Origin of the sequence: Microbacterium sp. SGAir0570 (assembly GCF_005491085.2) — a bacterium.
GTDB lineage: Bacteria > Actinomycetota > Actinomycetes > Actinomycetales > Microbacteriaceae > Microbacterium > Microbacterium arborescens.
The window spans coordinates 2,868,649-2,891,959 of sequence record NZ_CP027929.1 but is presented as its reverse complement, the minus strand read 5'-3'; the positions used below and the strand labels follow the sequence as shown (position 1 = coordinate 2,891,959).

21 protein-coding genes are annotated in these 23,311 nt (G+C 70.9%); 10 read left to right on the top strand and 11 right to left on the bottom strand.

The window, feature by feature from the left end; genetic code table 11:
* Positions 1-16: 16 nt before the first annotated feature.
* Positions 17-2,332, top strand: coding sequence for a hypothetical protein (locus tag C1N74_RS13630; protein ID WP_137750729.1), 2,316 nt, complete (start codon positions 17-19; stop codon positions 2,330-2,332).
* 10 nt (positions 2,333-2,342) lie between these two features.
* On the opposite strand, the gene C1N74_RS13625 is transcribed toward C1N74_RS13630, so the two are convergent.
* Positions 2,343-2,789, bottom strand: a complete 447-nt coding sequence (locus tag C1N74_RS13625) for a GtrA family protein (RefSeq protein ID WP_137750728.1) — start codon at positions 2,787-2,789, stop codon at positions 2,343-2,345.
* 64 nt (positions 2,790-2,853) lie between these two features.
* Between C1N74_RS13625 and C1N74_RS13620 the strand changes: the two genes are divergently transcribed.
* A complete protein-coding gene (locus tag C1N74_RS13620; RefSeq protein ID WP_023954217.1) occupies positions 2,854-3,645 on the top strand; it encodes a glycosyltransferase family 2 protein in 792 nt (263 codons plus the stop codon).
* 1 nt (position 3,646) lies between these two features.
* Positions 3,647-5,113 (top strand): glycosyltransferase 87 family protein, encoded by a 1,467-nt coding sequence (locus tag C1N74_RS13615; protein WP_064955408.1) that lies wholly within the window; start codon positions 3,647-3,649, stop codon positions 5,111-5,113.
* 77 nt (positions 5,114-5,190) lie between these two features.
* On the opposite strand, the gene C1N74_RS13610 is transcribed toward C1N74_RS13615, so the two are convergent.
* Together C1N74_RS13610 and C1N74_RS13605 are read right to left on the bottom strand one after the other, a co-directional pair.
* Complete coding sequence (locus tag C1N74_RS13610; protein WP_137750726.1) at positions 5,191-6,651, bottom strand: polysaccharide biosynthesis tyrosine autokinase; 1,461 nt, start codon at positions 6,649-6,651, stop codon at positions 5,191-5,193.
* A gap of 92 nt (positions 6,652-6,743) precedes the next feature.
* The gene (locus tag C1N74_RS13605) at positions 6,744-8,114 is read right to left on the bottom strand and encodes a polysaccharide biosynthesis tyrosine autokinase (RefSeq protein ID WP_023954223.1); all 1,371 of its coding nucleotides are present in this window, start codon (positions 8,112-8,114) and stop codon (positions 6,744-6,746) included.
* 107 nt (positions 8,115-8,221) lie between these two features.
* On the opposite strand from C1N74_RS13605, the gene C1N74_RS13600 reads away from it, so the two are divergent.
* Entirely contained in the window at positions 8,222-9,463 is a 1,242-nt protein-coding gene (locus tag C1N74_RS13600; RefSeq protein ID WP_071919099.1) for a hypothetical protein, read from the top strand.
* Positions 9,464-9,571: 108 nt separating this feature from the next.
* On the opposite strand, the gene C1N74_RS13595 is transcribed toward C1N74_RS13600, so the two are convergent.
* Complete coding sequence (locus tag C1N74_RS13595; RefSeq protein ID WP_071919100.1) at positions 9,572-10,168, bottom strand: low molecular weight phosphatase family protein; 597 nt, start codon at positions 10,166-10,168, stop codon at positions 9,572-9,574.
* A 207-nt stretch (positions 10,169-10,375) separates the two neighbouring features.
* Between C1N74_RS13595 and C1N74_RS13590 the strand changes: the two genes are divergently transcribed.
* From C1N74_RS13590 to C1N74_RS13580, 3 genes are all read left to right on the top strand, one after another.
* Positions 10,376-12,082, top strand: coding sequence for a LuxR family transcriptional regulator (locus C1N74_RS13590; protein ID WP_137750725.1), 1,707 nt, complete (start codon positions 10,376-10,378; stop codon positions 12,080-12,082).
* Positions 12,083-12,291: 209 nt separating this feature from the next.
* The gene (locus C1N74_RS13585) at positions 12,292-12,645 is read left to right on the top strand and encodes a PadR family transcriptional regulator (protein ID WP_137750724.1); all 354 of its coding nucleotides are present in this window, start codon (positions 12,292-12,294) and stop codon (positions 12,643-12,645) included.
* Entirely contained in the window at positions 12,642-13,772 is a 1,131-nt protein-coding gene (locus tag C1N74_RS13580; protein WP_137750723.1) for a hypothetical protein, read from the top strand. Before C1N74_RS13585 ends, C1N74_RS13580 begins: the two co-directional genes overlap by 4 nt.
* A gap of 146 nt (positions 13,773-13,918) precedes the next feature.
* Here C1N74_RS13580 and C1N74_RS13575 read toward each other — a convergent pair whose 3' ends face one another.
* The 4 genes from C1N74_RS13575 to C1N74_RS13560 form a co-directional block, all read right to left on the bottom strand.
* The gene (locus C1N74_RS13575; RefSeq protein WP_181405541.1) at positions 13,919-15,190 is read right to left on the bottom strand and encodes a DUF2254 domain-containing protein; all 1,272 of its coding nucleotides are present in this window, start codon (positions 15,188-15,190) and stop codon (positions 13,919-13,921) included.
* A 1-nt stretch (position 15,191) separates the two neighbouring features.
* The gene (locus tag C1N74_RS13570) at positions 15,192-15,647 is read right to left on the bottom strand and encodes a MarR family winged helix-turn-helix transcriptional regulator (protein WP_023954245.1); all 456 of its coding nucleotides are present in this window, start codon (positions 15,645-15,647) and stop codon (positions 15,192-15,194) included.
* Positions 15,648-15,758: 111 nt separating this feature from the next.
* The gene (locus tag C1N74_RS13565; protein ID WP_088380902.1) at positions 15,759-16,514 is read right to left on the bottom strand and encodes an SDR family NAD(P)-dependent oxidoreductase; all 756 of its coding nucleotides are present in this window, start codon (positions 16,512-16,514) and stop codon (positions 15,759-15,761) included.
* Between the two features lie 31 nt (positions 16,515-16,545).
* Positions 16,546-17,103, bottom strand: coding sequence for a TetR/AcrR family transcriptional regulator (locus C1N74_RS13560; RefSeq protein WP_137750721.1), 558 nt, complete (start codon positions 17,101-17,103; stop codon positions 16,546-16,548).
* An 88-nt stretch (positions 17,104-17,191) separates the two neighbouring features.
* Between C1N74_RS13560 and C1N74_RS13555 the strand changes: the two genes are divergently transcribed.
* Both C1N74_RS13555 and C1N74_RS13550 read left to right on the top strand, forming a co-directional pair.
* Positions 17,192-18,139, top strand: coding sequence for a saccharopine dehydrogenase (locus tag C1N74_RS13555; RefSeq protein WP_137750720.1), 948 nt, complete (start codon positions 17,192-17,194; stop codon positions 18,137-18,139).
* Positions 18,140-18,215: 76 nt separating this feature from the next.
* Positions 18,216-18,482 carry a hypothetical protein gene (locus tag C1N74_RS13550; protein WP_023954252.1) on the top strand — a complete coding sequence of 89 codons (267 nt, stop codon included), beginning with the start codon at positions 18,216-18,218 and terminating at the stop codon, positions 18,480-18,482.
* A 39-nt stretch (positions 18,483-18,521) separates the two neighbouring features.
* Here the strand turns inward: C1N74_RS13550 and C1N74_RS13545 are convergent, their stop codons facing one another.
* Positions 18,522-18,899, bottom strand: a complete 378-nt coding sequence (locus C1N74_RS13545; RefSeq protein ID WP_137750719.1) for a MerR family transcriptional regulator — start codon at positions 18,897-18,899, stop codon at positions 18,522-18,524.
* Between the two features lie 140 nt (positions 18,900-19,039).
* Between C1N74_RS13545 and C1N74_RS13540 the strand changes: the two genes are divergently transcribed.
* Positions 19,040-20,566: a SulP family inorganic anion transporter gene (locus C1N74_RS13540; RefSeq protein WP_064955399.1), complete on the top strand. Its 1,527-nt coding sequence runs from the start codon at positions 19,040-19,042 to the stop codon at positions 20,564-20,566.
* Positions 20,567-20,593: 27 nt separating this feature from the next.
* Here the strand turns inward: C1N74_RS13540 and C1N74_RS13535 are convergent, their stop codons facing one another.
* Positions 20,594-22,621 carry a sigma-70 family RNA polymerase sigma factor gene (locus C1N74_RS13535; protein ID WP_181405540.1) on the bottom strand — a complete coding sequence of 676 codons (2,028 nt, stop codon included), beginning with the start codon at positions 22,619-22,621 and terminating at the stop codon, positions 20,594-20,596.
* Between the two features lie 56 nt (positions 22,622-22,677).
* Complete coding sequence (locus tag C1N74_RS13530) at positions 22,678-23,220, bottom strand: hypothetical protein (protein ID WP_071919108.1); 543 nt, start codon at positions 23,218-23,220, stop codon at positions 22,678-22,680.
* Between the last annotated feature and the right edge of the window lie 91 nt (positions 23,221-23,311).

The window sequence follows — 23,311 nt, the reverse complement described above, 5'->3', positions numbered from 1 at the left end:
CCTTCTCGGGGCCCGAATGCCTGTTTCCCTCAATGGAATCGGCATGGAGCGGTCTGAGGGGACGCTCGGAGCCGCCGGCGCTACCCCTCATTTCGGCCGCCGTGCGTTCTTGCGAGCGCTGCTCGGGCTCGGTTCTGTAGCCGCCATCCCGTTCCTCGCACCCCTGTCGCCGGCGCCCTCGGGCTCAGGTGTCCCCCGCGTCGAGGGCTTCCCGCCACCTCATCGTGACTTGTTCGCCGACCACGAGCAGGTGCTCGCCCGCTACTTGATGAGCGCCGGACCGATGGCGAACGATATCGTCATGAGGGGTTCCCAGCGCGGATTCATGGGCGGTGGCTGGTGGCGGCCCGCCTGGGCTCGAAGCCCGACAAACGCACGGATCATGGAGCACGTCGCCACCCTCGCGTGGTTCTACGCGAACGAGCGGCCGTGGAACCGCCCGGGTCACGAGCTCTTCGGAGATGCCGCTTTGCTCTCGCGCCTCGAACTGGCCGTCGGCTATTACACGGGACTGCAACTGCCCGACGGCAGCTATCCGGAGTACGACGGCAAGTCCTCGTTGGCGGCAACGACATTTGGGATGGTCGCGCAGGCGCACACACTCGAAGCCTTGCAGGCCGCGGGGGTTTCGCGACCCAGTCAGACCGGGCTCAGCAGCAGCATGAAACGGTCGGTCACGTGGTTCATGAACCCGCGAGCTGCCCATTGGCAAACGCCCATCAGGGCATTCAACCAGGTGGCGGCGGGGCTGGTGGGGGTGTTGCGCTCGTTGCAGGTTCTGGGTGAGGCGGGTGTGTCGCGGGACCAGATAGACGAGCGGATCACCTACCTATGCAAACACGGTGTCGCTCCCGCCGGATTCATGCATGAACCATACGGAGTCGATTTCAGCTACAACTTCGACGTTGCCATGCCGGATCTGGCTTGGCTGCACACGCATACCGCACACCCGGACTTGGTGCCGTTGGTGCGCCGTTACATGCAATTCATGCGCTACGCCCTGATTCCGGAGCCGGATGGGCGGCACCTGTCCCATGTACCCGCCCTCCACAATCGGAACGTGACGAGCGCCCTCGAGCGCCCCGTCGCGGATCTGAGGGATCGTGCGGCGCTAGCGAAGGCGTTCCTGAAAGAGGTGCCCGAGATCGCCGTCTTCCTTCCGACCGCAGAAGAGAAGTCCGAGGCGCGAAATGCCTTCCGTGCGGGCCGGGAGCCGATAGCACCACTGGACAAGCCTCATACGTCTCCTCGGACCTGGATGTATGGCACGCTCGCGCCGGAGGGACCGACGGGCGAGCAACGAAGGTCGGTGGAAGATAACCTCCCGGTGGTGACGAGCCGACGCTTCACCCGTCTCGATGATGGTTCCAAGGGCGACTTGTACCTTTTCGTCCGGCGGCCGGAGTACTACACCGTAGGTGTGTTCGGTTTGCACCCCCAGGGTCTGTCGACGCGCCAGCTCGGCACCCTTTGGGGGGCCCGGATGGGAACGGTACTCGTGGGCACTAATGACCCCGAGGCGGCGGAGGGATGGGATACAGTCGGGCCGAATGGAGACTTCTCCACTCGTCGCTCGAGTTCTCGCAGCACATTCTTCGATGGCCGCGATGCGAGAGCTCCGGGTCTGAGCCCGGAGGATGTGGGGCAGACGACTGGCCTGTTCGCTCAACGTACCGCATCGTCCCCGGACGCGGGCGAGTACGCGACGGCGTGGCGCTACTGGGACGCCGGTGTGGGGTTCACCTTCTTCTCCGCTCGGGGCGGACGATGTACCCAGGTCCTCCCCGTCCTGATGAAACCGGGTGACCGCTTCGTGTTCTCCGACGGCACCGAGTTCATCGAGGGCGACAGTGAGGCGTCTGTGGACGCGCGCAGCATCGTTCTCGCGCGGGGCGGCAGCAACGCGCTTTTTTCGTTCGGGCCTCAGGCCCGACCTGCCCGAGTCTCTCGGAGCAGCGCCCGAATCGCGGGCGGCGTCATTCACCGGGTTGAGATCGATTTCGAGCGGCAGATCGACGTGCAGATCGGGTTCGTCGACGGCGTGAGTGCGGAGCCGCTATCCGCGGAGGCGCATACCGACGGTCGCGGGGCACTCGCGGTTCGTGTCGTGTTATTCGTCACGGGGCGAGGCTCGATCGATCATGTTCGCTTCGTGGGGATCGGTGGAGAACTCGACTCGACGATCGAGATGGCTGAGTCCGCTTCCGGGTGGCAGGTCGTGGAGCGCACGCTCACCCCGCCGGCGGTGCCATCGGCGCTCATCGTCGAGACTTACGACAGTAGAGCCCGTCGCCGATCGCGAATCCGGATCGCCGTACGCTCGCGCCGGTGATCGGGGTCGACTATCGTTGCGCCAGCGACGCTCGGAACACGACCGAGTGATAGAAGCCGAAGCGGGCGAGCACGACGACGACGATGCTCACGAGGTTGACGACGTTCACGACGAATGGTCCGGCGGGGCGTCCGAGCACAGCGGATGCCGCCTCGACGCCGCCCCACACGAGGAGCGCACCGAGCGCCGTGCAGACGGCGTTGACGATCACGAACAGTGTGATCTCGACCCAGCGACGCCGACGGGCACGGTCTTTGAACGTCCATTGCCGGTTGCCGAAGTAGGCGTTCACGAGAGCCACGAGCGACGCGACGACCTTCGCGGCGACGGCATCCCAGCCGAGCCCGAACAGCAGGATGTTGAAGGTGACGACCTCGATGAGAGTGCTGATGCCGCCGACGGTGAGGAAGCGCGCGCTCAGAGCGGCAGCGCGCTTCACGCGAGGGGGCAGTGACATGGCTCGACTAGGCTACAGGCGTTGTCCGCGCCCGGGGACATCACCGGAAAGCACGGGGAGCCACGTGAGTTTCACGCATATCGCCATCGTCATGCCCGCGTACAACGAGGCCGACGGGATCGCCGGGTTCCTCGAGGAGATCCACGAGCATCTCGCGTCGCGTTGCGACCGCCTCGACATCATCGTGGCCGACGACCGATCGACGGACGCCACCGCGTCTGTCGTCGCGCATCTCGAGCTGCCCGGCGTCGAGGTGCAGACCCAGCCCGCCAACCGCGGACACGGCCCCACCGCGCTCGCCGCCTACCGTGCCGGGCTCGCGACATCAGCGGACCTCATCGTCCACGTGGACGGCGACGGGCAGTTCACCGGCGAGGACATCGCACGTGTCGTGGGGGCTGTGGAGTCAGAGGGCGCAGACGTCGTGCACGGCGTGCGCCGCGGCCGCGATGATCCCTGGTACCGCCGTATGCTGAGCGCCGGCCTGCGGCTCATCGTCCGCCCATTCGCGGGACGCGCAGTCCCCGACATCAACACCCCGCTCCGCGCCTACCGGCCCGAGGTGATCGCGACGCTGCTCGACGCCGTCGGCGCCGATGCGCTCGTGCCGCACGTGCACTTCTCGCTCGCGGAAGCGCGCGGGCGCATGAGCGTGCGTTACGTCGCTGTTCGGAGTCTTCCGCGCCGCGGCGCTGAGACGACCGGCACGATGTGGGGGACCAGCGGACAGCCGATGCTGCCGCCGCCGCGCCTGCGGGCCTTCGCGCGCGACGCCTTGATCGAGCTGTGGCGGCTCTCGCTGCGCCCGGCTGCCCCCATGCGCGGCGTGCGCGAGCAGGCTCGCCGGGAGGCCTGACGTGACCCGCACGCTCCGGACCGTCGCATTCTGGATCGTCGCGGCGCTTCTCGTCGCCGCCCACGGGATCGTCCTCTGGCAGAGCATCTCGGCCACGCGGCTCTGGGAGGACGAGGCGTTCAACCTGACCGTGCCCGTCAACCTCCTCCAAGGACTCGGCTACACCAGCGACGGCACCCTCTCGGGCAGCGAGCTGACGCCCTTCGACGCGCGCATCTCGACGGGACCGGTCGTGCTCCTGCCGATCGCCGCCGTGCTCGCGACCGGCGTCGACCTGGTCGTCGGCGGCCGTCTCGTGCCGGCGGCGTATTTCGTCGCGCTGCTCGTCGCTGTCGGCATCCTGGGCCGCCGGATCGGCGGACGCTGGGGCGCGCTCGTCGCCGTCGCCGTCCCGCTCGCGTTCACCGCCGCCGCGCTGCCCTCACCGATCCAGGGTCCCGCCGACGTGCTCGGCGAGGTACCGGCAGCCGCCCTGCTCGCCTGGGCGCTCGTCGCGCTGCGCACGCGCCCGTGGCTGGCGGGGCTTCTCGTGGGACTTGCGATCCAGGCGAAGTACATCGCCCTGCTCTCGCTCCCCGCCTTCGTCGTCGCGGTGCTGCTGCTCCAGCACGGGCGGCCCTGGATGCGGCGCCTGCGCGCCCTGATTGCGCCCGCGATCGCCCTGGCGGTGCCGACCGTGCTCGTCGAGATCTTCGCCTTCATCTCGCTCGGACCCCGCGGCTTCGTCGACCACCTGCGCGCGACCCGCGACTTCATCCGGAGCGGGGGACAGGTCGCGCACACCACGTTCGGCGAGAAGCTGACGACCCTCGCCTCGTCCTGGTACCTGCCCGCCGCCGTCGTCGTCGCCGCCGTCGTGCTCGCGATCGTCGTGCTGATCGCCGGTCTCGTGCTGCGCTACCGGCCGAGCACCGATCGGTTCTGGGCGACGCTCGCCGCGGAGCCGCGCGCGCACCTCGCCGCCGCAGCCGTGCTCGGATTCGGAGCTTTCGTCGGCTGGTGGTCGACCGCCGGCCACCTGCCGCTGTGGGTGCGGCATCCGGCCCCCGGCATCCTCGCGTTCGCTCCCGTGCTCGTGGCGGCGCTCATCCCGGCAGTGCGACAGCTGTGGCGGTCGGGAGCCGCCGCGCGCGCGGCATCTGTGGTGGTGTCCGCCGCTCTCGCGGGCTGCCTCGTCGTCTCCGGGAGCAGCGCCGGGGTCACCGCTGCCGGTCGGGATGGCACGGAGCTCGCGGCGCAGCGCGAGCAGGCGGCCGCCGTCGCCTCGGTCGAGGCCGACTGGATCGCGACGCACTGGGGCGGACTCGTCGCGGTCGTCGTGATGTCCGGCGCGCACGTCGCGCTGCTCGACGCTCCGCCCGAGAACATCGCCGGCTACCCCCGACTCGACCTGGGCGGAGCCGACCTGTGCGGTGCTGCGGCCCCGCTGGCGGAGGCGCCGGGCATCGTCGTCTGTCCCGCGGGCTGAGTCATCGCACCGCGTGAACGAACGAGCCCGCGAAGCTTTACGACTTCGCGGGCTCGTTCGATCGAGAACCAGGGGCTTCAGCTGCGACGCACGCCCGTCGACTCGGTGCGGTCCGCTCGCCGCTTGGCTTTGGCGTCGGCGCGGCTGAGCTGAACCGGCGCCTGGTCGACGACGTGCGTCGAACCGTAGGTATAGGCGCCGTAGCCGTAGCTGTCGGGTCCCTTGGTCGGGAGCATCGTCACGACGACACCGAGCAGCGTTCCGCCGGCTGTGTCGAGGGTGCGGAACGCTCCCTGCAGCTCCTGCTTCTTCGTGCGGCCCGAGGCGGCGACCATGATGACACCGCGGGTCTTCTTGCTGAGCACCGCGGCATCGGTGACGAGCAGCAGCGGCGGCGCGTCGATGAGCACGTAGTCGAAGTGCTCGGTGAGCGCCGCGAGCACGTTGTCCATCGAGCTCGACCCCAGCAGCTCGCTCGGGTTCGGCGGCACCGGGCCGCTGGGCAGCACGAACAACTGGTTCTGGCCCCACTTCTGCAGCGCGTCGACCAGCGGGACGCGTCCGATGATGACGTCGGTGAGGCCGACGCCGCCCTCGATGCCCATGTAGTCGGCGACGCGGGGGAGTCGCAGGTCGCCATCGACGAGCGCGACCCGGGCGCCGGTCTCGGCCAGGGCGATCGCGAGGTTCGCGGTCGTGGTCGACTTGCCCTCGCCGGGGCCGGCGCTCGAGACGACGAAGCTGCGCGGGCCGTCTTCGACGTTCAGGAACTGCAGGTTCGTGCGAAGGGTGCGGAACGACTCGGCACGGGGACTGCGGGGATCGGCGTGCACGATGAGGGGCCGCTTCGACGCTTCGTTGTCGAACGCGATGCCGCCGAGCATGGGCCTGTCGGTGAGCTGCTCGATGTCGTGCAGCGTGTGGATACGGGTGTCGAGCACCGACCGCAGGACGGCGAAGCCGACGCCGAGGGCGAGGCCCAGCAGCGCTCCGACGGCGATGTACAGCGGGACGTTCGGGCTGGAGGGGCGCTCGGGCGCGGTCGCCAGCTGCGTCACGGTGACCTGGACGGGGCTCGTCCCCTGACCGTCCGCGGGGCGCTCGATCGTGTTCTGCACCGCGGTGGTGAAGCTCTCGGCGGTCGCGTTGGCGATCCGCGCGGCGAGCTCGGGGTCGGTGTCGGTCACGCCGATATTGATCAGCACCGTGTTCACCGGAGTGGTCGCCGTGATGCGCGACGCGAGCTGAGCGACGGTCTGGTCGAGATCGAGCTCGTCGATCACCGGCTCGAGGACGAGCGAGGTCGGGATGACGTCGACGTAACTGGTGACCATCTGGCGGGCGAACGTCGTGCCCTGCACGAGTTCTCCCGTGGCGGCACCCTCGGTGCGGACCGAGACGTACAGGCTGGTCGATGCCTCGTACCGCGGCGTCTGAAGCAGGGCATATGCCGCCCCGGCTCCTGTTCCGATGATCAGGAGAGCGAGAAGGAGAATCCAATTCCTGTGCAGGATGCGCAGGTAATCGCGGAGTTCCACGTAGTAATTCCCCCTATGAGTGTCCGGTGCGACGGCTCTGTCATTGTTCCACACGGCTCATCCGGTACCGGACAAGAGGTGGGTTCGGACGATCAATCGCCCTTTGCGACGTAGGCGTAAACGCCGTACGAGGTCTTGTCGGCACCCGCCGTCGGCAGCATCGTCACGACGGTCCCGGCGATACGCGATCCGGCGGTCTCGATGTTCTTCACCGCCGAGGTGAGGCGCGCGCGGGTGGTGGAGCCCGCCGCCGCGACGAGGATGACGCCATCGACGGCGCGGCCGACGACAGCGGCATCCGTCACCGCGAGCACCGGCGGGGCGTCGATGATGACGACGTCGAACGCGGTTCGCAGCTCGTCCAGGAGCTTGGACATCGTGGTCGATCCGAGCAGTTCCGCGGGATTCGGCGGGACAGCGCCAGAGGGGAGGATGAAAAGCGTCCCCTGGCCCCACCGCTGGAGCACGTCGAGCAGGCTCGCGCGGGACACCAGGACGTCGGAGAGTCCCACGCCGCCCTCGATGCCGAAATACTCCGCCGTCTTCGGGCGCCGCAGATCGGCATCCACGAGGACGACTTTCGACCCCGCCTCGGCGAAGGCGATCGCGAGATTGGCGGCGGTGGTGGACTTCCCCTCCGACGGGTTCGCGCTCGTCACGACGAACGCCAGCGGCCCGCCGGTCGTCGTGAGGAACTGCACGTTCGTGCGCAGCGCGCGGAAGGCCTCCGCGCGGGGGTCACGGGCGGAGGCGGCGACGATGAGGGGCCGCTTCTTCGACTCCGGATCGAGCGCGATTCCCCCCAGCAGCGGAGCGGGCACGATCTTCTCGACGTCCTCGACGGTGCGGATGCGGGTGTCGGCGACCGCCCGCAGGATCGCGACGGCGACACCCGCGGCGAGACCCACCAGCGCGCCGAGGGCGAGCGCGAGGCGCATGTTCGGGGCCGCGGGATCGACCGGCACCTGGGCCGGCTGGACCGTCTCGATCCGCACCGGGCTCGGACGCTCGGCGGTCGAGCGCTCGAGCTGTTCGGACACGACGGTCGTGAAGCTGTCGGCGATCGCATTGGCGATGCGCGCCGCGCCCTCGGGACCCGGGTCGGACACGGTGATGGAAATGACGACGGTGTTCTGGGTCGCCGAGACCGAGACGCGCTCGGCGAGCTGCGCGGCGCTCTCGTCGAGGCCGAGATCGGCGATCACCGGGTCGAGGACGAGCGCCGTCGGGATGATATTGACGTAGCTCTGAACCGCCTGCCGGGCGAAGTCGGTGCCCTGTCGCAGCTCATTGTTGGACGCATCGCCCGAGGACTGCGTCGCCACGAACAGCTGAGTCGTGGCGTCGTAACGCGGCGGCGTCAGGAGCGCCGACGCCGCGCCCGCGGCGATGCCGATCAGCGTGGTCGCGATGATCAGAACGATGTTGCGGCGCAGGATGCGGATGTAGTCGTGGAGTTCCACGTTTCTCCTGTCGTCGGTGTCGCCGGGTATCCTTTCACGAGACCAGACGCTCCACCGACATCCGCGCGCTTTCCGTGCGCCCGAGTCCGAGTCCGAGGCACTTCCGGATGAACTCTCTCGCCGATCTCTTCACCGACGATCGCCGATCGGGCGACGACGGCATCCGCGCCGCGGACAGCATCATCGACGAGCGCCGCCTCGCCGCGCTCGTCGGCCCCCCGCGGATGGAGCAGGCTGTCCCACTCGCCCGACCCGATGAGACCGGGCAGCTCGTCGCGATGGTCGCCGCCGCCGCACAGTCCGCGAGCCCCGTGCACATCGCGGGTAAGTCGGGCGCCCCGAAGATGCCGCGTCGCGGTCACAAGCGCACCGATTGGCTCAACGTCGCGTTCGCCGTGCTCGCTGTCGCCGTCGTCACCGTGGTCGGCGTGTTCGGCGCCATCCAGTTCGCGAACGCCAGCCCCGCGGCATCCGCTCTTCGAGCGCTTTCGGTCGACGAGGCCTCCCTCGCCAACGGCGAGCAGGCCGTGCAGTCGGGTGTCACCCGCATCGAGACCCTCATGGCCGAGGCGCGCGCCGAGGCCGACGGGGTCGAGCCCGCGCTCGCGACAGTCGCCGGATACGTCGACGAGTCTGCGCGGGCGGCCGCAGTGCAGGCGGTCGCCGACCTCCGGGCCGGACTCGACGCGATCGAGGTGCCGTCGACTCCCGCCGCATATACCCGGCCTGCGATCGACACGGATGACCTCGCGCAGGTCGGAGCCCAGATCGACGTCGTGCGCGAGCGCTCCGATGAGCTGACGGCGATGACCGAGCAGACGCGGGCCGTGCGAAGCCAGGTCGTCGCCCTCCGCGATGCGTTCGTGGGTTCGATCGCGGCGCTGGGCGCGAGCTTCCCGGCCTCCGCGGAGGCAGAGGTGACCGAGTACGCCGAGGCGCTGCCGTCGTTCCGCGACGCCGTGACCGCGGCCGCTGCTGCCGTGCCTGCCGCGCAGGCCGCCGGTGGCCTCGGGGCTGCTGAGATGGTCGCGTATCCGCCGCTCGTCGACGCCCTGCGCCGCGACCACGAACGGGCGGTCGCCGCGATCATCGCCGAGCGCGAGGCCGCGCGGAACACCACCGGCCGCGGGTCGACCAGCCCGGGCACGGGGAGCGGCAACAGCGACACGGGCGGCACGGTCACCCCCGAGCCCACACCGAGCGATCCCGCCACGGGCGGCGACACCGGCGGAGGGGATACCGGCGGAGACGGCTCCGGCACTGGCGACGGATCGGGCGGCGGCGACGGCACGGGCGGGAACACCGGAGGAGACGGCACGCTTCCCGGTGGCGCCGTCATCCTCCCGTAGGCACCGGTTCAGCCCGTCCTCGGTCGGTTCGCCAGGAACTGCGGATGCTCGCGGTGCGGGATCCGCGTTCAGCGGCGAGTCGACCTGGTCGGCGGGGTGGTGGGCCTGTCAGGCGGCGACGGCCAGACGGACGGCTCGGACGACCTCGTCGATCGCCGGTACGAGCTGCGACCCGGACAGCTGGTAGGTGTTCCACGAGCGGCGGTAGGGGTCGATGACGTCGTCGTCGTCGGGAGACTCGGGCGGCAGCGCCATGCCCCGGTGTGACGCGACGACGGCGACGGCGGCACGCAGACGCGCCGACGGATCGTCGCCTGCCGCATCCGCGGCGCCGCGGATCTCGTCGTCGCTCGCGTCGGCAGCCAGCCGTGCGAACTCACGAAGCGTGAACGCCGCGCGCAGGCGGCTGGGTGCGAGCTCGACGATGCTGCGGCGGTGCTCGCGCGCCATCGCCAGGATCAGATCCGGCGACGACAGGCGCGCCGGCGAGATGAGCTGCGAGCGGTGCGCGTCGGCCATCTCGGCGCTCACGCCGTTCTCGACCGCGAGGCGCTGGGCTTCGGCCGGCATCGGCGCACCGCCCATGTCGTAGGTGCCGCCGCTGGTGACGGCTCCGGGCAGTCCCGCCAGACGCGTGCGCAGGAGCTGCTCGGCGAGCGGGGAGCGGCACACGTTACCGGTGCAGACGGTCATGATCTCGAACATCGGGAGCTCTTTCCGTCGAGGGCTGGACGACCCCGTCAGCCTAACCGGCGTGTCGGCTCTCCCGCCCCGAGAGCCGTCCGGCGGTCACGGCGTGACGGCGAATGCTACTCGCGACCGGGTGGACGCCGCGACGCGAATTCCGACCGGGCGCTGTGTGGTGTCCCTGGCCATCGGGCCTGGCAGACTGACCCGAACCGAAGGAAGCAGATGGCGACGGACCAGCTCATCATCGAGGCTCGCGCGGCGTGGCGGCGGCGCGAGGCCGAGGTCGCGGTGCGCACCGCGATGAGCGCGCACGCGCAGGGCGACGCCGAGGGGCTGCCTCTCGCCTGCTCCATCGCGCTCCGGGCGTATCGCGCCGACCTGCTGGAAGCGCACCGGGCCGACGTCGCCGCGATGTCCGCGGGCGTCCTCCGCGATGGGGTGCTCGCCGTGCTGAGAATCGGCGCAGGAGACCTCGACAGTGCGATGTCGCGCATCACGGCGGTCGCCCGCGACAGCCTCCCGGGAGCGGACCCCGACCCTCTCGGCGAAGAGGGGCCCCTGCTGCCGTTGCTGCTGACCTACCTCGCCACCGGCGCTGCCGCCTCGGGCGCCTGGGTCCGGGCGCGCGAGTGCATCGATGCGGCGCGTGCCGCGGTGGCGACCGCATCCGCTGATGCCGGCGAGGGCGCGGCCGCGCTTCCCCCGTACCTGCACTTCGACCTGCTCGGCCTCGATGCGCTCGTCGAACTGCACACCGGCGGGGGCATGAGCGCACGCCGCGCCCTCGCCGAGACGATCGCGCCCCTCCGGATGCGCAACACCCTCACCGCCGACCACGCGCTCGCGCTCATCTGCCTCGGCAGCATCGAGCACACCGCCGGCCGTCTCGGTGAAGCAGCGATCAACCTGGGCCGCGGCGCCCGGCTCGCTCCCGAGTGGAGACCCGGCGTGAGGATCCACGGTGAGGTCGAGCTCGCGTTCGTCCGCATCCGGCAGGGCCGGTGGCGGGATGCCGTGGATGTCGTGCGCGCGACCGTCGCGCCCCTCGAATCGGTGGAACACGACTGGCTCGAGCCGCAGGCTCTGGCCGTGCACGGGCTGCTGCTCGCTCTTCGCGGCGACCTCGAGGCCGGCGGGCTCGTGCTCGAACGTGCCGAACTACTCTGCCGGGACACTCCGTCGTTCCTCGCGCACATGGTGCTGACGCATGCCCGACTGATGGTGGCGATCACGCGAAGCGACTGGACCGGGCTGAGGCGGACGCTCGAGGATGCTGCCGAGCCGGGTTACCGGCGGCCGTACCGGCGCGACGAGTGGTGGATGCTGAACCTGCTGGCCGCGTGGCACCTCGGCCGCATCGACGAGTTCCGTCGCGGCGTCGCGATCTGGGCGCGGATGGAGGGTGCGGAGCAGAGCGCGTACTACTGGGCGTACGTGTCGATCCTGGCCGAGTACGACGGGCGGCACCCCGAGGCGGCCGATGCCGTCGCGCGTTCCCTCGACCGCCTGTCGCCCGACCTCGATCCGCTGGGCCGGGCCTGGGTCCGAACGGTGGCGGGCATCTACTACAGCCGCTTCGGCACGCTCGGGGTGCCCGACCCGGTGCGGGCGCTGGCTGCCTATGAAGAGGCCAGCGCCGAACTCTCCGACCTGGGAGCGGCGGGGCTGGCGGAGAGGTACGAAGCCATCGTGGCGCAATCGACCGCCGAGCTGATGCTCGGGGACCGGAGCGGGCAACCTGCGGCGCGGCTGACCGAGCAGCAGCGCAAGGTCGCCCGAGCCGTCGGCCAGGGATACACGAGTGGTGAGATCGCGGGCATCCTGCACCTCTCGAAACGGACCGTCGACTACCACGTCGCCAACATCATGCGCCGGCTCGGTGTGTCGAGCCGGCGCGAGATCGGCCGCGTGCTCGACGATCGGCCCTGACCTGGACCGCCCTGATCTGTGTCGGCCGTGCCCTGTGTCGGCCGGTGCGCTGCGTCGGCCGATGCGCTGTGTCGGCCGGTGCGCGGATGCAAGCGATCGTGTGCGACGCGCCGGGGGAGCGGCATCCGGGCCGGGGTGTCGAGACGGATGCCTTGCATCTCGGCCCGACTCCCACTCTATCTCTAGGTATATAGAGATAGAGTGCGAGCATGCAGCCGCTCAAACGCATCACGCCGGCCACGGTGGACGTGCTCGAGATTCTGATCCTCGAGGCCGAGGGAGTGTGGGGGCTGCGCATCGTCAGCACAACGGGGCGGCCCGCGGGAACGGTGTACCCGATCCTCGAACGCCTCGAGTCGATGGAGTGGGTGACCTCTGAGTGGGAGGTCGACCCGAGCCGCAGCGGACCCCGGCGGCGCCTGTACCGCCTGACGCCGGACGGCCTCGCCGCAGCCCGCGCCGCCGTCGATGAGCATGCGGTGCGGATGCAGCGACGCCGCGCGCGTCGGCAGGAGCCCGAGCCCGGGCGTGGCCGCGGTGACGCGAGGGGAGCGATCGCGTGACCCTCGACCTCGACCTCGACCTCGTCCTTCGAGCGGTGAGCCGGACGATGCCGGCCGCGTCGCGCGCACGCCATCTCGAGCAGTGGCGGGCGGATGTCGCGGGGGCTCACGAAGTCGGGGTGCGCCGGGGTGACGTCGTGCGCGGCGCGATCGCGGTCGCGCTCACCGCGGATCGCGACGCTCCGATGCTGACCGGTGAGCCCCGAGGCACCGCTTCGCGGAGGCTGAGCCGGCGGGGTGTCTCGCTGCTCGCCGCGGTCGGAGCGACCTCGGCCGCGCTCTGGCTGACGGTGGATCTCGGCTCGCCTGCGGTCGCCATTCCGGCTGTCATCGAGCTTGCGCTCGCCGTCGGACGCTCCGTGCTCAGCGTGGCCCTCTTCGGGGGAGTGCTGCTCGCCATCGCCCTCTTCATCGGCGCGGCCGCGCTGTCGCGATCGGCGGTCGTGAGGGTCGCGTTCGCGGTCACCGCGTTCGGCATCCTCCTCCTCGCGCTCGCCGCGGCGCATCCCCTGGCAGCGGAGGTGAGCGCGGCGGGCGTCGGCCTCACGGTCGGCGGCGCCGCGGTCGGGCTGGCCGCTGCCTGGCGCTCGACGCCGCTCGTCCTGGAGGACCGGTCTTCGCCGCTCGCCCGGCGGCGGCCGGTCGCGATCGCGGGGCTCGTGTTCATCACGGTGTTGCTCGTGCTCGGCGCGCTCGATCTGCTGGTGTGGAACCCGCTCGCCAAGGTGCCCGGCTACGAGTTGAGCGCCATCTACGCCGAGATGATCGCGGCCGACGGTTTCGATCCGGCGCTGGCTGCACAGTCGGTGGCCGTGTGGGGCGGGGTGTGGCTGGTGGCGGCAGCCGCTGTGACAGTCGCCGCGCTGACGAGGGGAGGGGCATGGCTGACGCCCCGCCGGCTCGGCATCCTGTACCTCTCGATCATCGGGGCCGCGCTGTTCCTGCGGTTGTTCGCCGGATTCTCGATCGGGATGTCGATCGCCGACACCTTCGGCACCTCGGGTGGTGACGTGTCTGCGCTGTCGCAGGTCTTCCACCTGGTCGGGCCGATCAGTTTCGCTGCGGCGCTGCTCCTCTTCGGCTGGGCGCCGGGGCGACGGATGACGGGTGTGCCGCTGACGTCCTGAGCCGGTGCCTCGGGTGCGCGGATGCAAGGGATCGCGGGCGACGCGCCGGGTATGCGGCATCCGGGCCGGGGTGTCGGGGCGGATGCCTTGCATCGGGGCACGGGCTAGGGCGGTGAGCCTCGGGTGGGGTGCGGGGCGACCGGGGGTCAGGGGCGCGGCGGGGCTTGCCAGACGGCGGCGGCGGTCCGGCGCAGGGTCCGTCGGTCTCCGGCATCCATCTGCGATCGCGCGCGGCGCACGGCATCGGCGGCCGTGTCGGCGAAGAGCCGTCGATGCTCCGGCGCGGCGGCCGCGAGGGCGGCGAGGCACTTCTGCAGACGGATCTGCACCTCGAGCAGGGCGGCGCCGTCCCGCGCGATGGGGCGGAACGCGTCGGCGACCAGGTCGGCGAGCCGCGGCGGTGCCACCGAGACGTGTGCGAACTCGACCCGGTCGTCGGCTTCGATCTCGAGCGAGCGGGTGAACACGCGCTGCAGCGCGGCGATGACCTCGATCGCCGTACCCGGATCGTTCGTCGCGGGTGACAGCGCGCGGCTGCCGATCTCGGTCAGCGCGATGACGCCCAGTCGCGGATCCTGCTCGTAATCGCGGTGCGAGGCGAGGCGGAAGGCCCGGCGCGCCGCATCCTGCAGTTCGTCTTGTCGCGAGCCCCCGTGTCGTGACAGGTAAGCCAGCGGCCGCGTCCGGTCGGCGATGCTTCCCGGCGGCGTCGCGACGAGGATGCGGATGCCGCCCTCGCGGGCTGCGCGGTCGAGGGCGGCGATGTCGATGTGGGCGACGTAGCCCACCGACTCGGCCCACACCGGCACCGCGGTGACGGGCATGTCGACGAGCCGCTGCGCGCGGAGCGTCGGCGTCTGGGCATAGGCGACGAGCGAGGCCGTCGCGGCCTCTTCGACGCGGTCGATCACGTCGGCCATGCGGCCGAACCGCGCGAGGTGGGCGATCCACCGCAGCAGCGTGACGACGATGAAGGCGACGACCGCGAGGGTACCGACGAACAGGATCGTCCGCCCCTGCTCCGTGTAGTAGCCCGTCGAGAGGGCGATGATCCCGACGAGCGAGAACACGAACGCCCCGACGAACGTCGACAGGGCGTTCTGCGATGTGGGGTCGGTGATCAGCAGCTGCGTCGAGCGGGGCGTCGCCGTGGTCGTGGCAGACGAGTAGGCCGTCACCATGGCGGTGATCGAGAACGTCGTCGCCGTGAGCATCGCGGTGGCGAGGATCTGCAGGATCGAATCGACCGAGTTCTGGCCGAGATCGATGACGAGCTCGAACGGGATGATCGCGCCGATGACACCGGCTGCGAGGGCGACGACCACCGCGATCGCGGTGAACGCGGCGGCGCGGACCCAGACCTGTCGCGAGAGCCGGAACAGGCGCGAGAGCGCGGCCCCGCGTGCCGGGGACGCCACCTCAGGCCGCTTCGGCGGCGACCCGCATGCGCGAGAGGAAATCGACGAGCACGGCGGCGGATCCGGGCGGCATATGGGCGATGACGTCCTCGACGCGATGCTGCACGTCCGATCCCGACTGGCGCAGGCGCTCGACCGGGCGATCGCCGAGCGTCACGAAGACCTTGCGTCTGTCGGACGGATGCGGCTGCCGCCGGAGATACCCGGAGCGCTCGAGGCGATCGAGCATGGCGGTCGTGCTCGCGGACGAGATCCCGAGCTCTTGGGTGATGTTCGACGGGGTCAGCGCGATGTCGCGGTCCTGTGCCTCGATGAGCTTCTCGAGCGCGATCAGGTCGTTCTCGCACACGAGCATCGAGTCGCGCAGGCGCAGTCGAATGGCGCCCTCCGCGGCCTCGTACGCCCACAGCGCGTCGAGGACTGCCGATGCCGACGATGTCTCACCCTGCACTGCCATGACGACTCCCCGTGTTGATCGACCTAGCGGCTCAGTCTGTCCGAGCCCCGGGTCGAAGGGGAGCCCTTCCCGTGGGAGCGCTCACCTGGTATGGGCGAAGGAAGGTCAGCCTCAGTGGACCGAGAAGCCGCCGTCCACGGCGATCGACTGGCCGGTCACATAGGCCGAGCCCGGGCCGGCGAGGAAGATCGCCGCGGCGGCGAAGTCGTCGGGCAGGCCGTTGCGGCCGACGAAGGTGCGGGCGGCCAGTGCGTCGACGACGTCGGGGTCGCTGGCGAGGCGCTGGTTGAGGCGTGTGAGGACGAAACCCGGGACCAGCACGTTAGAGGTCACCCCGGCTGCCGACCACGCCTCCGCTTGCGAGCGGGCGAGACCCTCGAGGGCGGCCTTCGATGCGCCGTAGGCGCCGCTCGACGCGAAGGCGCGGCTCGCCTGCTGCGAGCTGATGGAGATGATGCGGCCGTATTCGCGCTCGATCATCCCGGGGGCCAATCGCTGGCCGAGGATGAAGGGCGCGTCGAGGTTGACGGCCATCGTGGCGTCCCAGGCGGGTTCATCGAGCTCGAGGAGGGGAGGGCGGATGTTGATGCCCGCCGAGTTCACGAGGATGTCGATGTCGCCGGCCTGATCGGCGAGCTCGTGGCAGCCCGCGCGCGAGGACAGGTCTGCGACGATTCCCGACGCGCGCCGGCCCTCGGAGCGGATGCGCCCGACGGTCTCGTCGATCAGGTCGCGACCGCGGGCGGCGATGACGACCTCGGCTCCCGCGGCCGCCAGTGCCTCGGAGATTCCGCGGCCGATGCCGGAGCTCCCGCCGGTCACGAGGGCGCGTCGGCCGGAGAGTCCGAAGAGGCTGTGGAGGTCCATCGCCTCAGCGTAGACAGATTCGGTCGACGCTTCAGGCGAGCGATCGGGCCTGCGCGACGACGGCGTCTCGGCGGGCGTCCGCGGATGCCGAGCCCGTGATGAGCGTGACCAGGTGGGGGAGGCATCCCTCGGCCGTCGCGATCGCGATGATGCTCACCAGCAGCTGCGCCGCCTCGTCGCGGGAGCGGCCCGGCAAAGCGGCAGCAAGAGCGTCGACCATGGCGGCGCACCCCTCGGCACGGCTGGGCCCCGACACCGGCGCATCGAGCTCGAGACTCTCCCACGACAGCAGGCGTGCGAGCTGCGGGTGCGACGCGGCTCGGTCGTAAAGGTCGTGGGCGAGCCCGCCGAGCGCGTCGGCACCGGTGCCGCGGACCTCGATGCCGTCGAGGAGGCGGTCGACCTCGGCGGCGAGCACGGCGCCGAACAGTCCCGCCTTGTCGACGAAGTACGAGTAGATGCGCTCCTTGTTCACCCCGGCGGTCCGGGCGATCGCCTCGACACGCGCGCCGGCGTATCCCCGCGCGGAGAAGTGCTCGGTCGCGGCTTCGAGCAGGCGGCGCCGCGTCGCCTCGGTGTCCCACGCCATGATCCGAGCCTAGCAACTCCAACCTTCTGGTTGGCGTGTTCGACGTCCCGTGCATACGGTGGTCTCCAACCAGACGTTTGGAGTTTTCATGTCACAGCTGTCCGTTCTCGTCCTCGGGTCGCGCGGAGCGGTCGGCGCTGCCGCCGCCGACGCGCTGCGCGCCGGCGGCCATGCTGTCGTGGGTGCATCGCGCCGCCCTGGGCCGGGCGGTCTCGCCGTCGATGTCACGACGCTCGAGGGCCGCGAGGTGCTCGCCGCCGCCGCGCGCCGAGCGGATGCCGTGATCGATGCGAGCGGGCTCGAGATCACCGCGGTGCAGGAGGCGGTCGGTTCGACGCCTCTTGTCGACGTGTCGGCGACGGCATCCCACCTCGCTCGGCTCGCGGGCGGCGTCGCCGACGGCGGGGCGGTGCTGCTCGGGGCCGGGATCGCGCCGGGGGTGAGCACCGTTCTGGCGAGCGCGCTCGGTGCCGCCCCCGGCGACGATGTCGACGTCACGGTGATGCTCGGGGCCGGCGAGTCGCATGGTGCGGCAGCCGTCGACTGGACGGTCCGGCTCGCCGGCGCGCCGCTCTACGCCGCGCCGGAGGCTGAGCGGATCGTCAACCTGCGGTCGGTCCGGCGATTCCGGTCGGCGGCGGAGAATCGAAGATATCTCCGTGCGGACTTCCCCGACGATCTGCTGTGGGGCTCGCGGTCGGGCGTCGCCGTCCGGAGCTGGCTGGCGCTCGACAGCAGGGTGGCGACGGCTGCGCTGCGCACCGTCGGGGTCTTTCCACTGCTGGCACCGTTGCTTCGCCGCGCGCCGCATCTCGGCACGAGTCGCTGGCGCGTCGGCGCCGTCCATCGGCAGAGCGGCCGCCGGTTCTCGGCCTCGGGAGAGGGTCAGTCGCTGGCGACGGGGCGGATGGCGGCCCTCGCGGCGACCCGCATGGTCGAGCGCGGTGTTCGCGGGGTCGTGACCATGGCGGACGTCGTCGGCGTCGACGACATCCGAGGCGTGGCGGGTATCGGCGTCGACCGCGGCGAAGGCTGAGCTGACGCGGCCGGCGCGCCGAGTGTCGACGGCGCGCCCTGGCGAGTATCGAAGATGTGTTCTATCCTCGGTTGTCATGACCGACACGACGAGCGCCCATGACGTGACCCTCTGGCTCGTCGACGACATCCCCGCGCGGATGTTCTACGCGGGCCGGCGCTGGACCGTCAGCGACATCCCGACCCGTCTGCGCGACTCGGTCTGGTCTCTCGCCGCCGACGATGACCGGCGACGCGGGCTCTACGGCTGGCGCTTCCAGGCGACGGATGCCGATGGCGAGGCGTTCGTGTTCGACGTGTACTGCGGCGCGGGCGGGTGGCACGTGCATCGGGCCTACGCGTGAGCTGCGGCAGCGGGCGGCGGCGTCCCGGTGCGAGACCGGTCAGATGTCGCCGAGTTGCGCGAGGAACTCGTCGGCCATCGCGACCTGGCGGGTCAGCTTCTCGCGACGCTCGGCCGCGCCGGCCCGGATCGCCTCGAGGCGCGCGCGCAGCTCCGCGTCGGCCGGGGTGGCGGTGAGGGCATCGACGACGTCGAGCAGCTCCCGGATCTCGTCGAGGCTGTAGCCGAGAGGCTTCATGCGTCGGATGAGCAGGATGCGGGCGACGTCGGTCTCTGTGTAGAGGCGGAACCCGCCCTCGGTGCGCGCCGACGGGGTGACGAGGCCGATCTCGTCGTAGTGCCGGAGTGTGCGGAACGACATCTCGGTCCGCTCGGTCACCTCTCCGATGCGCATGGTGACCTCATCGCGATTCGACATCAAACCTCACGTTACGTTAGATTCTTGTCGGCGCCGTTCCGCGCCGACCCCCTTCATTCTTCCCGCGTCGGACAGCCGGCGCTGCGCGCGCTCGCGCGATCGCCCGCCCGCCCTGCCGGGCACCGACCGAAAGGCACCGCGTGACCGCCGTCACCCCCGCCCGCGACAGCGCGTCGCGCTACCGCATCGAACCCACCGTCGTGCAGGCCCTCCGCAGCCCTCGGCTGCTGACGCGCGAGGTGCTGGCGGGGCTCGTCGTCGCCCTCGCGCTCATCCCCGAGGCGATCGCGTTCTCGATCATCGCCGGCGTCGACCCCCGCGTCGGGCTGTTCTCGTCGTTCGTCATGGCGGTCGCGATCGCGTTCCTCGGCGGACGCCCGGCCATGATCAGCGCCGCCACCGGCGCGATCGCCCTCGTCATCGCGCCCGTCGCGCGCGAGCACGGCATCGACTACCTCGTCGCCACCGTCCTGCTCGGGGGTGTCATCCAGATCGTGCTGGCGGTGCTCGGCGTCGCGAAGCTCATGCGGTTCATCCCGCGGTCGGTGATGGTGGGCTTCGTCAACGCGCTCGCGATCCTCATCTTCCTCGCGCAGCTGCCGCAGCTCTTCGGTGCCGGCATCCCGTGGCTCGTCTGGCCGCTCGTGGTCGCGGGGCTCGTGATCCTCGTCGTGCTACCGCGGCTGACGAAGGCGATCCCGGCCCCGCTCGTCACGATCGTGCTGCTCACCGCGGCCGTCGTGGCTTTCGGTTGGCAGGTGCCGACCGTCGGCGATCAGGGGGAGCTGCCCGCGAGCTTGCCCGAACTGTTCGTGCCCGACGTTCCGCTCACGCTCGAGACGCTCCGCATCATCGCGCCCTACGCCCTCGCGATGGCCGTCGTGGGTCTGCTCGAATCGCTCATGACCGCGAAGCTCGTCGACGACATCACCGACACCCACTCGCGTAAGACTCGCGAGGCGCTCGGTCAGGGGGCCGCGAACATCCTGTCGGGTGCGTTCGGCGGGATGGGCGGCTGCGCCATGATCGGGCAGACGATGATCAACGTGAAGGCGTCGGGGGCGCGCACGCGCATCTCGACCTTCCTCGCGGGGGTGTTCCTGCTGATCCTCGTGCTCGCGCTCGGCGACGTCGTCGCGATCATGCCGATGGCGGCGCTCGTTGCGGTCATGATCATGGTCACGGTGGCCACGTTCGACTGGCACAGCATCCGGCCCGCGACCCTCCGGCGGATGCCGAAGAGCGAGACGGCCGTCATGCTCATCACCGTCGTCGCGACGGTCTGGACCCACAACCTCGCGGTCGGCGTCATCCTCGGCGTGCTCGCCGCGATGGTGATGTTCGCCCGTCGCGTCGCGCATCTCGTCACCGTCACCCGCCGGCTCGACCCTGCCGGCGACGAGCCGGTGGCGCGCTACGAGGTCGACGGCGAGCTCTTCTTCGCCTCGAGCAACGACCTCACGACGCAGTTCGCGTACGCCGAGGACCCCGAGCGCGTCGTGATCGACATGAGTCGGTCGCACGTCTGGGATGCCTCGACCGTGGCCGCGCTCGACGCGGTCGTGAACAAGTACGACCGGCACGGCAAGACCGTCACGATCGAGGGGCTCGATGCCGCGGCATCCGCTCTGCACGGGCGCCTGACCGGCAACGTCGGTGGGCACTGACCGCGTGGGCTGCGTTGCGCGGTGTGTTCAGTACGCCGTGAACGAGACGAAGGATGCCGGCCCGAACCGCCCCGTGGCGGGATCGAGGTAGCGCACCCCGAGCATGACGGGGCCGGGAGCGGGGACGGAGAAGCGCGCGGTCACCGCACCTTCGCCGTCGAGGCGCATGAGCTGGCTGCGCCAGGGCGCGGCATCGCCGACCCTGGCGCGTTGGACCCGGAGGTTCGGCTCTCCGGAGATCCTGAGCTCGAACCCATCGGCCGAGACCGCGGCGCCGGCGAGAGGCGAGGTCGGCACCGGCGGCGGCAGAACGGAGACGGGGGCCGATGCGCTGAGCGGGGAGGTCCGGCCGGCGCTGGTCTGCCGTGCGGACAGCTCATGGTCGCCCGCAGGCAGGTAGGCCGCGGCATCCGTCTGGTCGCGTCCGTTCGAGAGATCTGAGACCGACCATGCACCGGTTTCGTCCGAGGTCGTCCGGGCACGGACCGTGCCGGTCTCGTCGACGATCTCGATGGCGGCTCCCGGTTCGGCTCCCCCGGAGATGAGCGGGTAGACGCTCGGCCCCGCACCGGTGTCGACCGTCATAGTCGGCGCGGGCAGGGCCGGTACGGGTGTCGGGCTGGGCGCTGGGGTCGGTGCGGGTGTCGGGGTCGGGCTTGCAGTCGGGGTCGGTGCGGGCGTCGGGGTCGGGCTTGCAGTCGGGGTCGGTGCGGGCGTCGGGGTCGGGCTTGCAGTCGGGGTCGGTGCGGGTGTCGGGGTCGAGCTTGCACCCGGGATCGGGCTGCTGGGCACCGTCGGGCTCGGGCTCGGGCTCGGGCTCGAGCTCGGGCTCGGGCTCGGGTTGGGCGCCGGGGTCGGTGCGGCTTCGGCCGGCGACAGGCGGGGGAGGATGCCTGCACGGGGAGCGGTCTCGGCATCATCGGTATCGGACCGGCCGTCGGTGAGCGGTCCGTCCCCGTCGTGGGGAGGCGCGTCGGATGGTGCGGTCGGCGGTGTAGAGGTCTCGGAGGCGGTGGGCGGGTCATTCGCGGCGTCCGTCGCGGGATTCGACGGATGCGGCAGCGCCTCGGTCGTGCTCGCGGGCAGCTCCGCCGGACCGAGGAGCGGCGCGGCGAAGGCGATCGCCGTCCCGGCCGCGGCGACGACCGCGAGGTGAAGCAGGGGATGGCGCCACCCCGAGCGCGCGGCGGAGCTGCCGGGGCGGAGGTGGCCCGGGGTGCTGACCGCGCCGGCTGCGCCGCTCGGGCCGAGCGCGAAGGTCGCGACCTGCGCTGCTCCCGACTGAGTCCAGGCGGCGTACGACGCGGTGGCGGGAATGCCGACGACGAGGGGCAGCAGCACGAGCGCCAGGCGGGACGACACGTCGCGCGCTTCGGCCCACGCCAGCGCGCAGCCGTCGCACTCCGCGAGGTGCTGTTCGACGCGCCGCGCGTCGCGCCGCGCGAGCGCGGATCGCGCGTGGGTGCCGAGCATCTCGAGAGTCCGGCGGCATTCCTCCGAGTCTGCCCGGCGCAGCTGAGCGGAGACCCAGGCATCGCGGAAACCGCGCCGGGCGCGCACGACCAGGGCGGATGCCGCGTTGGGCGCGAGCCCGAGCAGCGGAGCGAACTGCCGCGGTTTCAGGCCATCGACCTCGCTGTACCAGAGCGCTTCCTGCCAGCGGGTCGGAAGCGTCGCGAAGGCCGACGCGACGGCGCTCGACTCGAAGCCCGCGATCACCGACCGTTCGGTGTCGGGCGACACCTCGTCGGCCGCATCCTCGAGATCGGTCGCGAACGTGCGCTGCTGCTGCGCGCCCCACTCGTGCGCCACGTTGCGCACCGAGGTGAGCAGGTAGGGGCGGAACCCCATCGACGGGCCGCCACCGCGCCGGATCGCCGACAGGATGCGAGCGAACGCCTCCGCGACGACATCGTCGGGATCGAGCGATGAATATGCGCGGGCGACGGCGTGAGCGGCGGCCGAGTGGCGTACCCACAGCTCACCGTAGGCATGCTGATCGTGGTTCCGTGCGCGCTCGACGAGGGCGTCATCGGAGGCCGGCTCCGTGGGCATGGCCGTGTTCCATCCGTTCGAATGCCATCCGGACCCCGACCCGGATGAGAATTCACTCATCGTAGCGAGTCGAACTGAGAGGGCGAGGAGCCCGGTCGCGGGTTCAGGTGCGGTCTCAGCCGGGCGAGCGGGTCTGCCGACGAGCGTTCCGCGTCACCGATCGCCTCGAAATTGCGGAGGTGGCGGGTCAGCGCCGCAAACGTCTCGGGTGTGAACGCATCGCACGAGAGCACTGCCGCGACCGCTCCCTCGTCCCGCAGCTTGTCGACCACGAGGATGAGCTGCGCAGGGCCGGTCTGATCGTCGATCGTGCGGGATGAGCAGACGAAGCCGACGTGACCGCGCTGCCACGTCCGGTCGCGCCAACCCTGCCATCCCCACACCACGCGCACGGCGGCGCCGCGGACCTCGATGCGCGACGGGCGGATCGCGCCCTCGGGGGCGGACTGCCGAGCCGCGCGCGTCCGCCGGCTCGCCCAGAACGGGGCGCGGAAGACGGCGTCGCCGGCCCGGTCGCGTCGGAGTGCTGCGCGGGGCTGCGCGCCGGAGCCGATGACAGCTGCGGGTGATGCCGGAAGAGCGTTGGTCGCTGCGTACATGCATCGAGAGAAGCCGGATGTCGCGAATCGTGACGCGGAACGGCGAAATCTTTTTGCGCGGGTGAGTTCGGCGCTGGCGGGGGTTCGTCGG

Bases quoted from the DNA above. Each gene is read 5' to 3' on its own strand.
- C1N74_RS13565 (WP_088380902.1), bottom strand. From the start codon at position 16,514: ATGGACCTCCACAGCCTCTTCGGACTCTCCGGCCGACGCGCCCTCGTG.
- C1N74_RS13570 (WP_023954245.1), bottom strand. From the start codon at position 15,647: ATGGCAGTGCAGGGTGAGACATCGTCGGCATCGGCAGTCCTCGACGCG.
- C1N74_RS13630 (WP_137750729.1), top strand. From the start codon at position 17: ATGCCTGTTTCCCTCAATGGAATCGGCATGGAGCGGTCTGAGGGGACG.
- C1N74_RS13600 (WP_071919099.1), top strand. From the start codon at position 8,222: ATGAACTCTCTCGCCGATCTCTTCACCGACGATCGCCGATCGGGCGAC.
- C1N74_RS13585 (WP_137750724.1), top strand. From the start codon at position 12,292: ATGCAGCCGCTCAAACGCATCACGCCGGCCACGGTGGACGTGCTCGAG.
- C1N74_RS13595 (WP_071919100.1), bottom strand. From the start codon at position 10,168: ATGTTCGAGATCATGACCGTCTGCACCGGTAACGTGTGCCGCTCCCCG.
- C1N74_RS13535 (WP_181405540.1), bottom strand. From the start codon at position 22,621: ATGCCCACGGAGCCGGCCTCCGATGACGCCCTCGTCGAGCGCGCACGG.
- C1N74_RS13590 (WP_137750725.1), top strand. From the start codon at position 10,376: ATGGCGACGGACCAGCTCATCATCGAGGCTCGCGCGGCGTGGCGGCGG.
- C1N74_RS13530 (WP_071919108.1), bottom strand. From the start codon at position 23,220: ATGTACGCAGCGACCAACGCTCTTCCGGCATCACCCGCAGCTGTCATC.
- C1N74_RS13555 (WP_137750720.1), top strand. From the start codon at position 17,192: ATGTCACAGCTGTCCGTTCTCGTCCTCGGGTCGCGCGGAGCGGTCGGC.
- C1N74_RS13625 (WP_137750728.1), bottom strand. From the start codon at position 2,789: ATGTCACTGCCCCCTCGCGTGAAGCGCGCTGCCGCTCTGAGCGCGCGC.
- C1N74_RS13560 (WP_137750721.1), bottom strand. From the start codon at position 17,103: ATGGCGTGGGACACCGAGGCGACGCGGCGCCGCCTGCTCGAAGCCGCG.
- C1N74_RS13550 (WP_023954252.1), top strand. From the start codon at position 18,216: ATGACCGACACGACGAGCGCCCATGACGTGACCCTCTGGCTCGTCGAC.
- C1N74_RS13545 (WP_137750719.1), bottom strand. From the start codon at position 18,899: ATGTCGAATCGCGATGAGGTCACCATGCGCATCGGAGAGGTGACCGAG.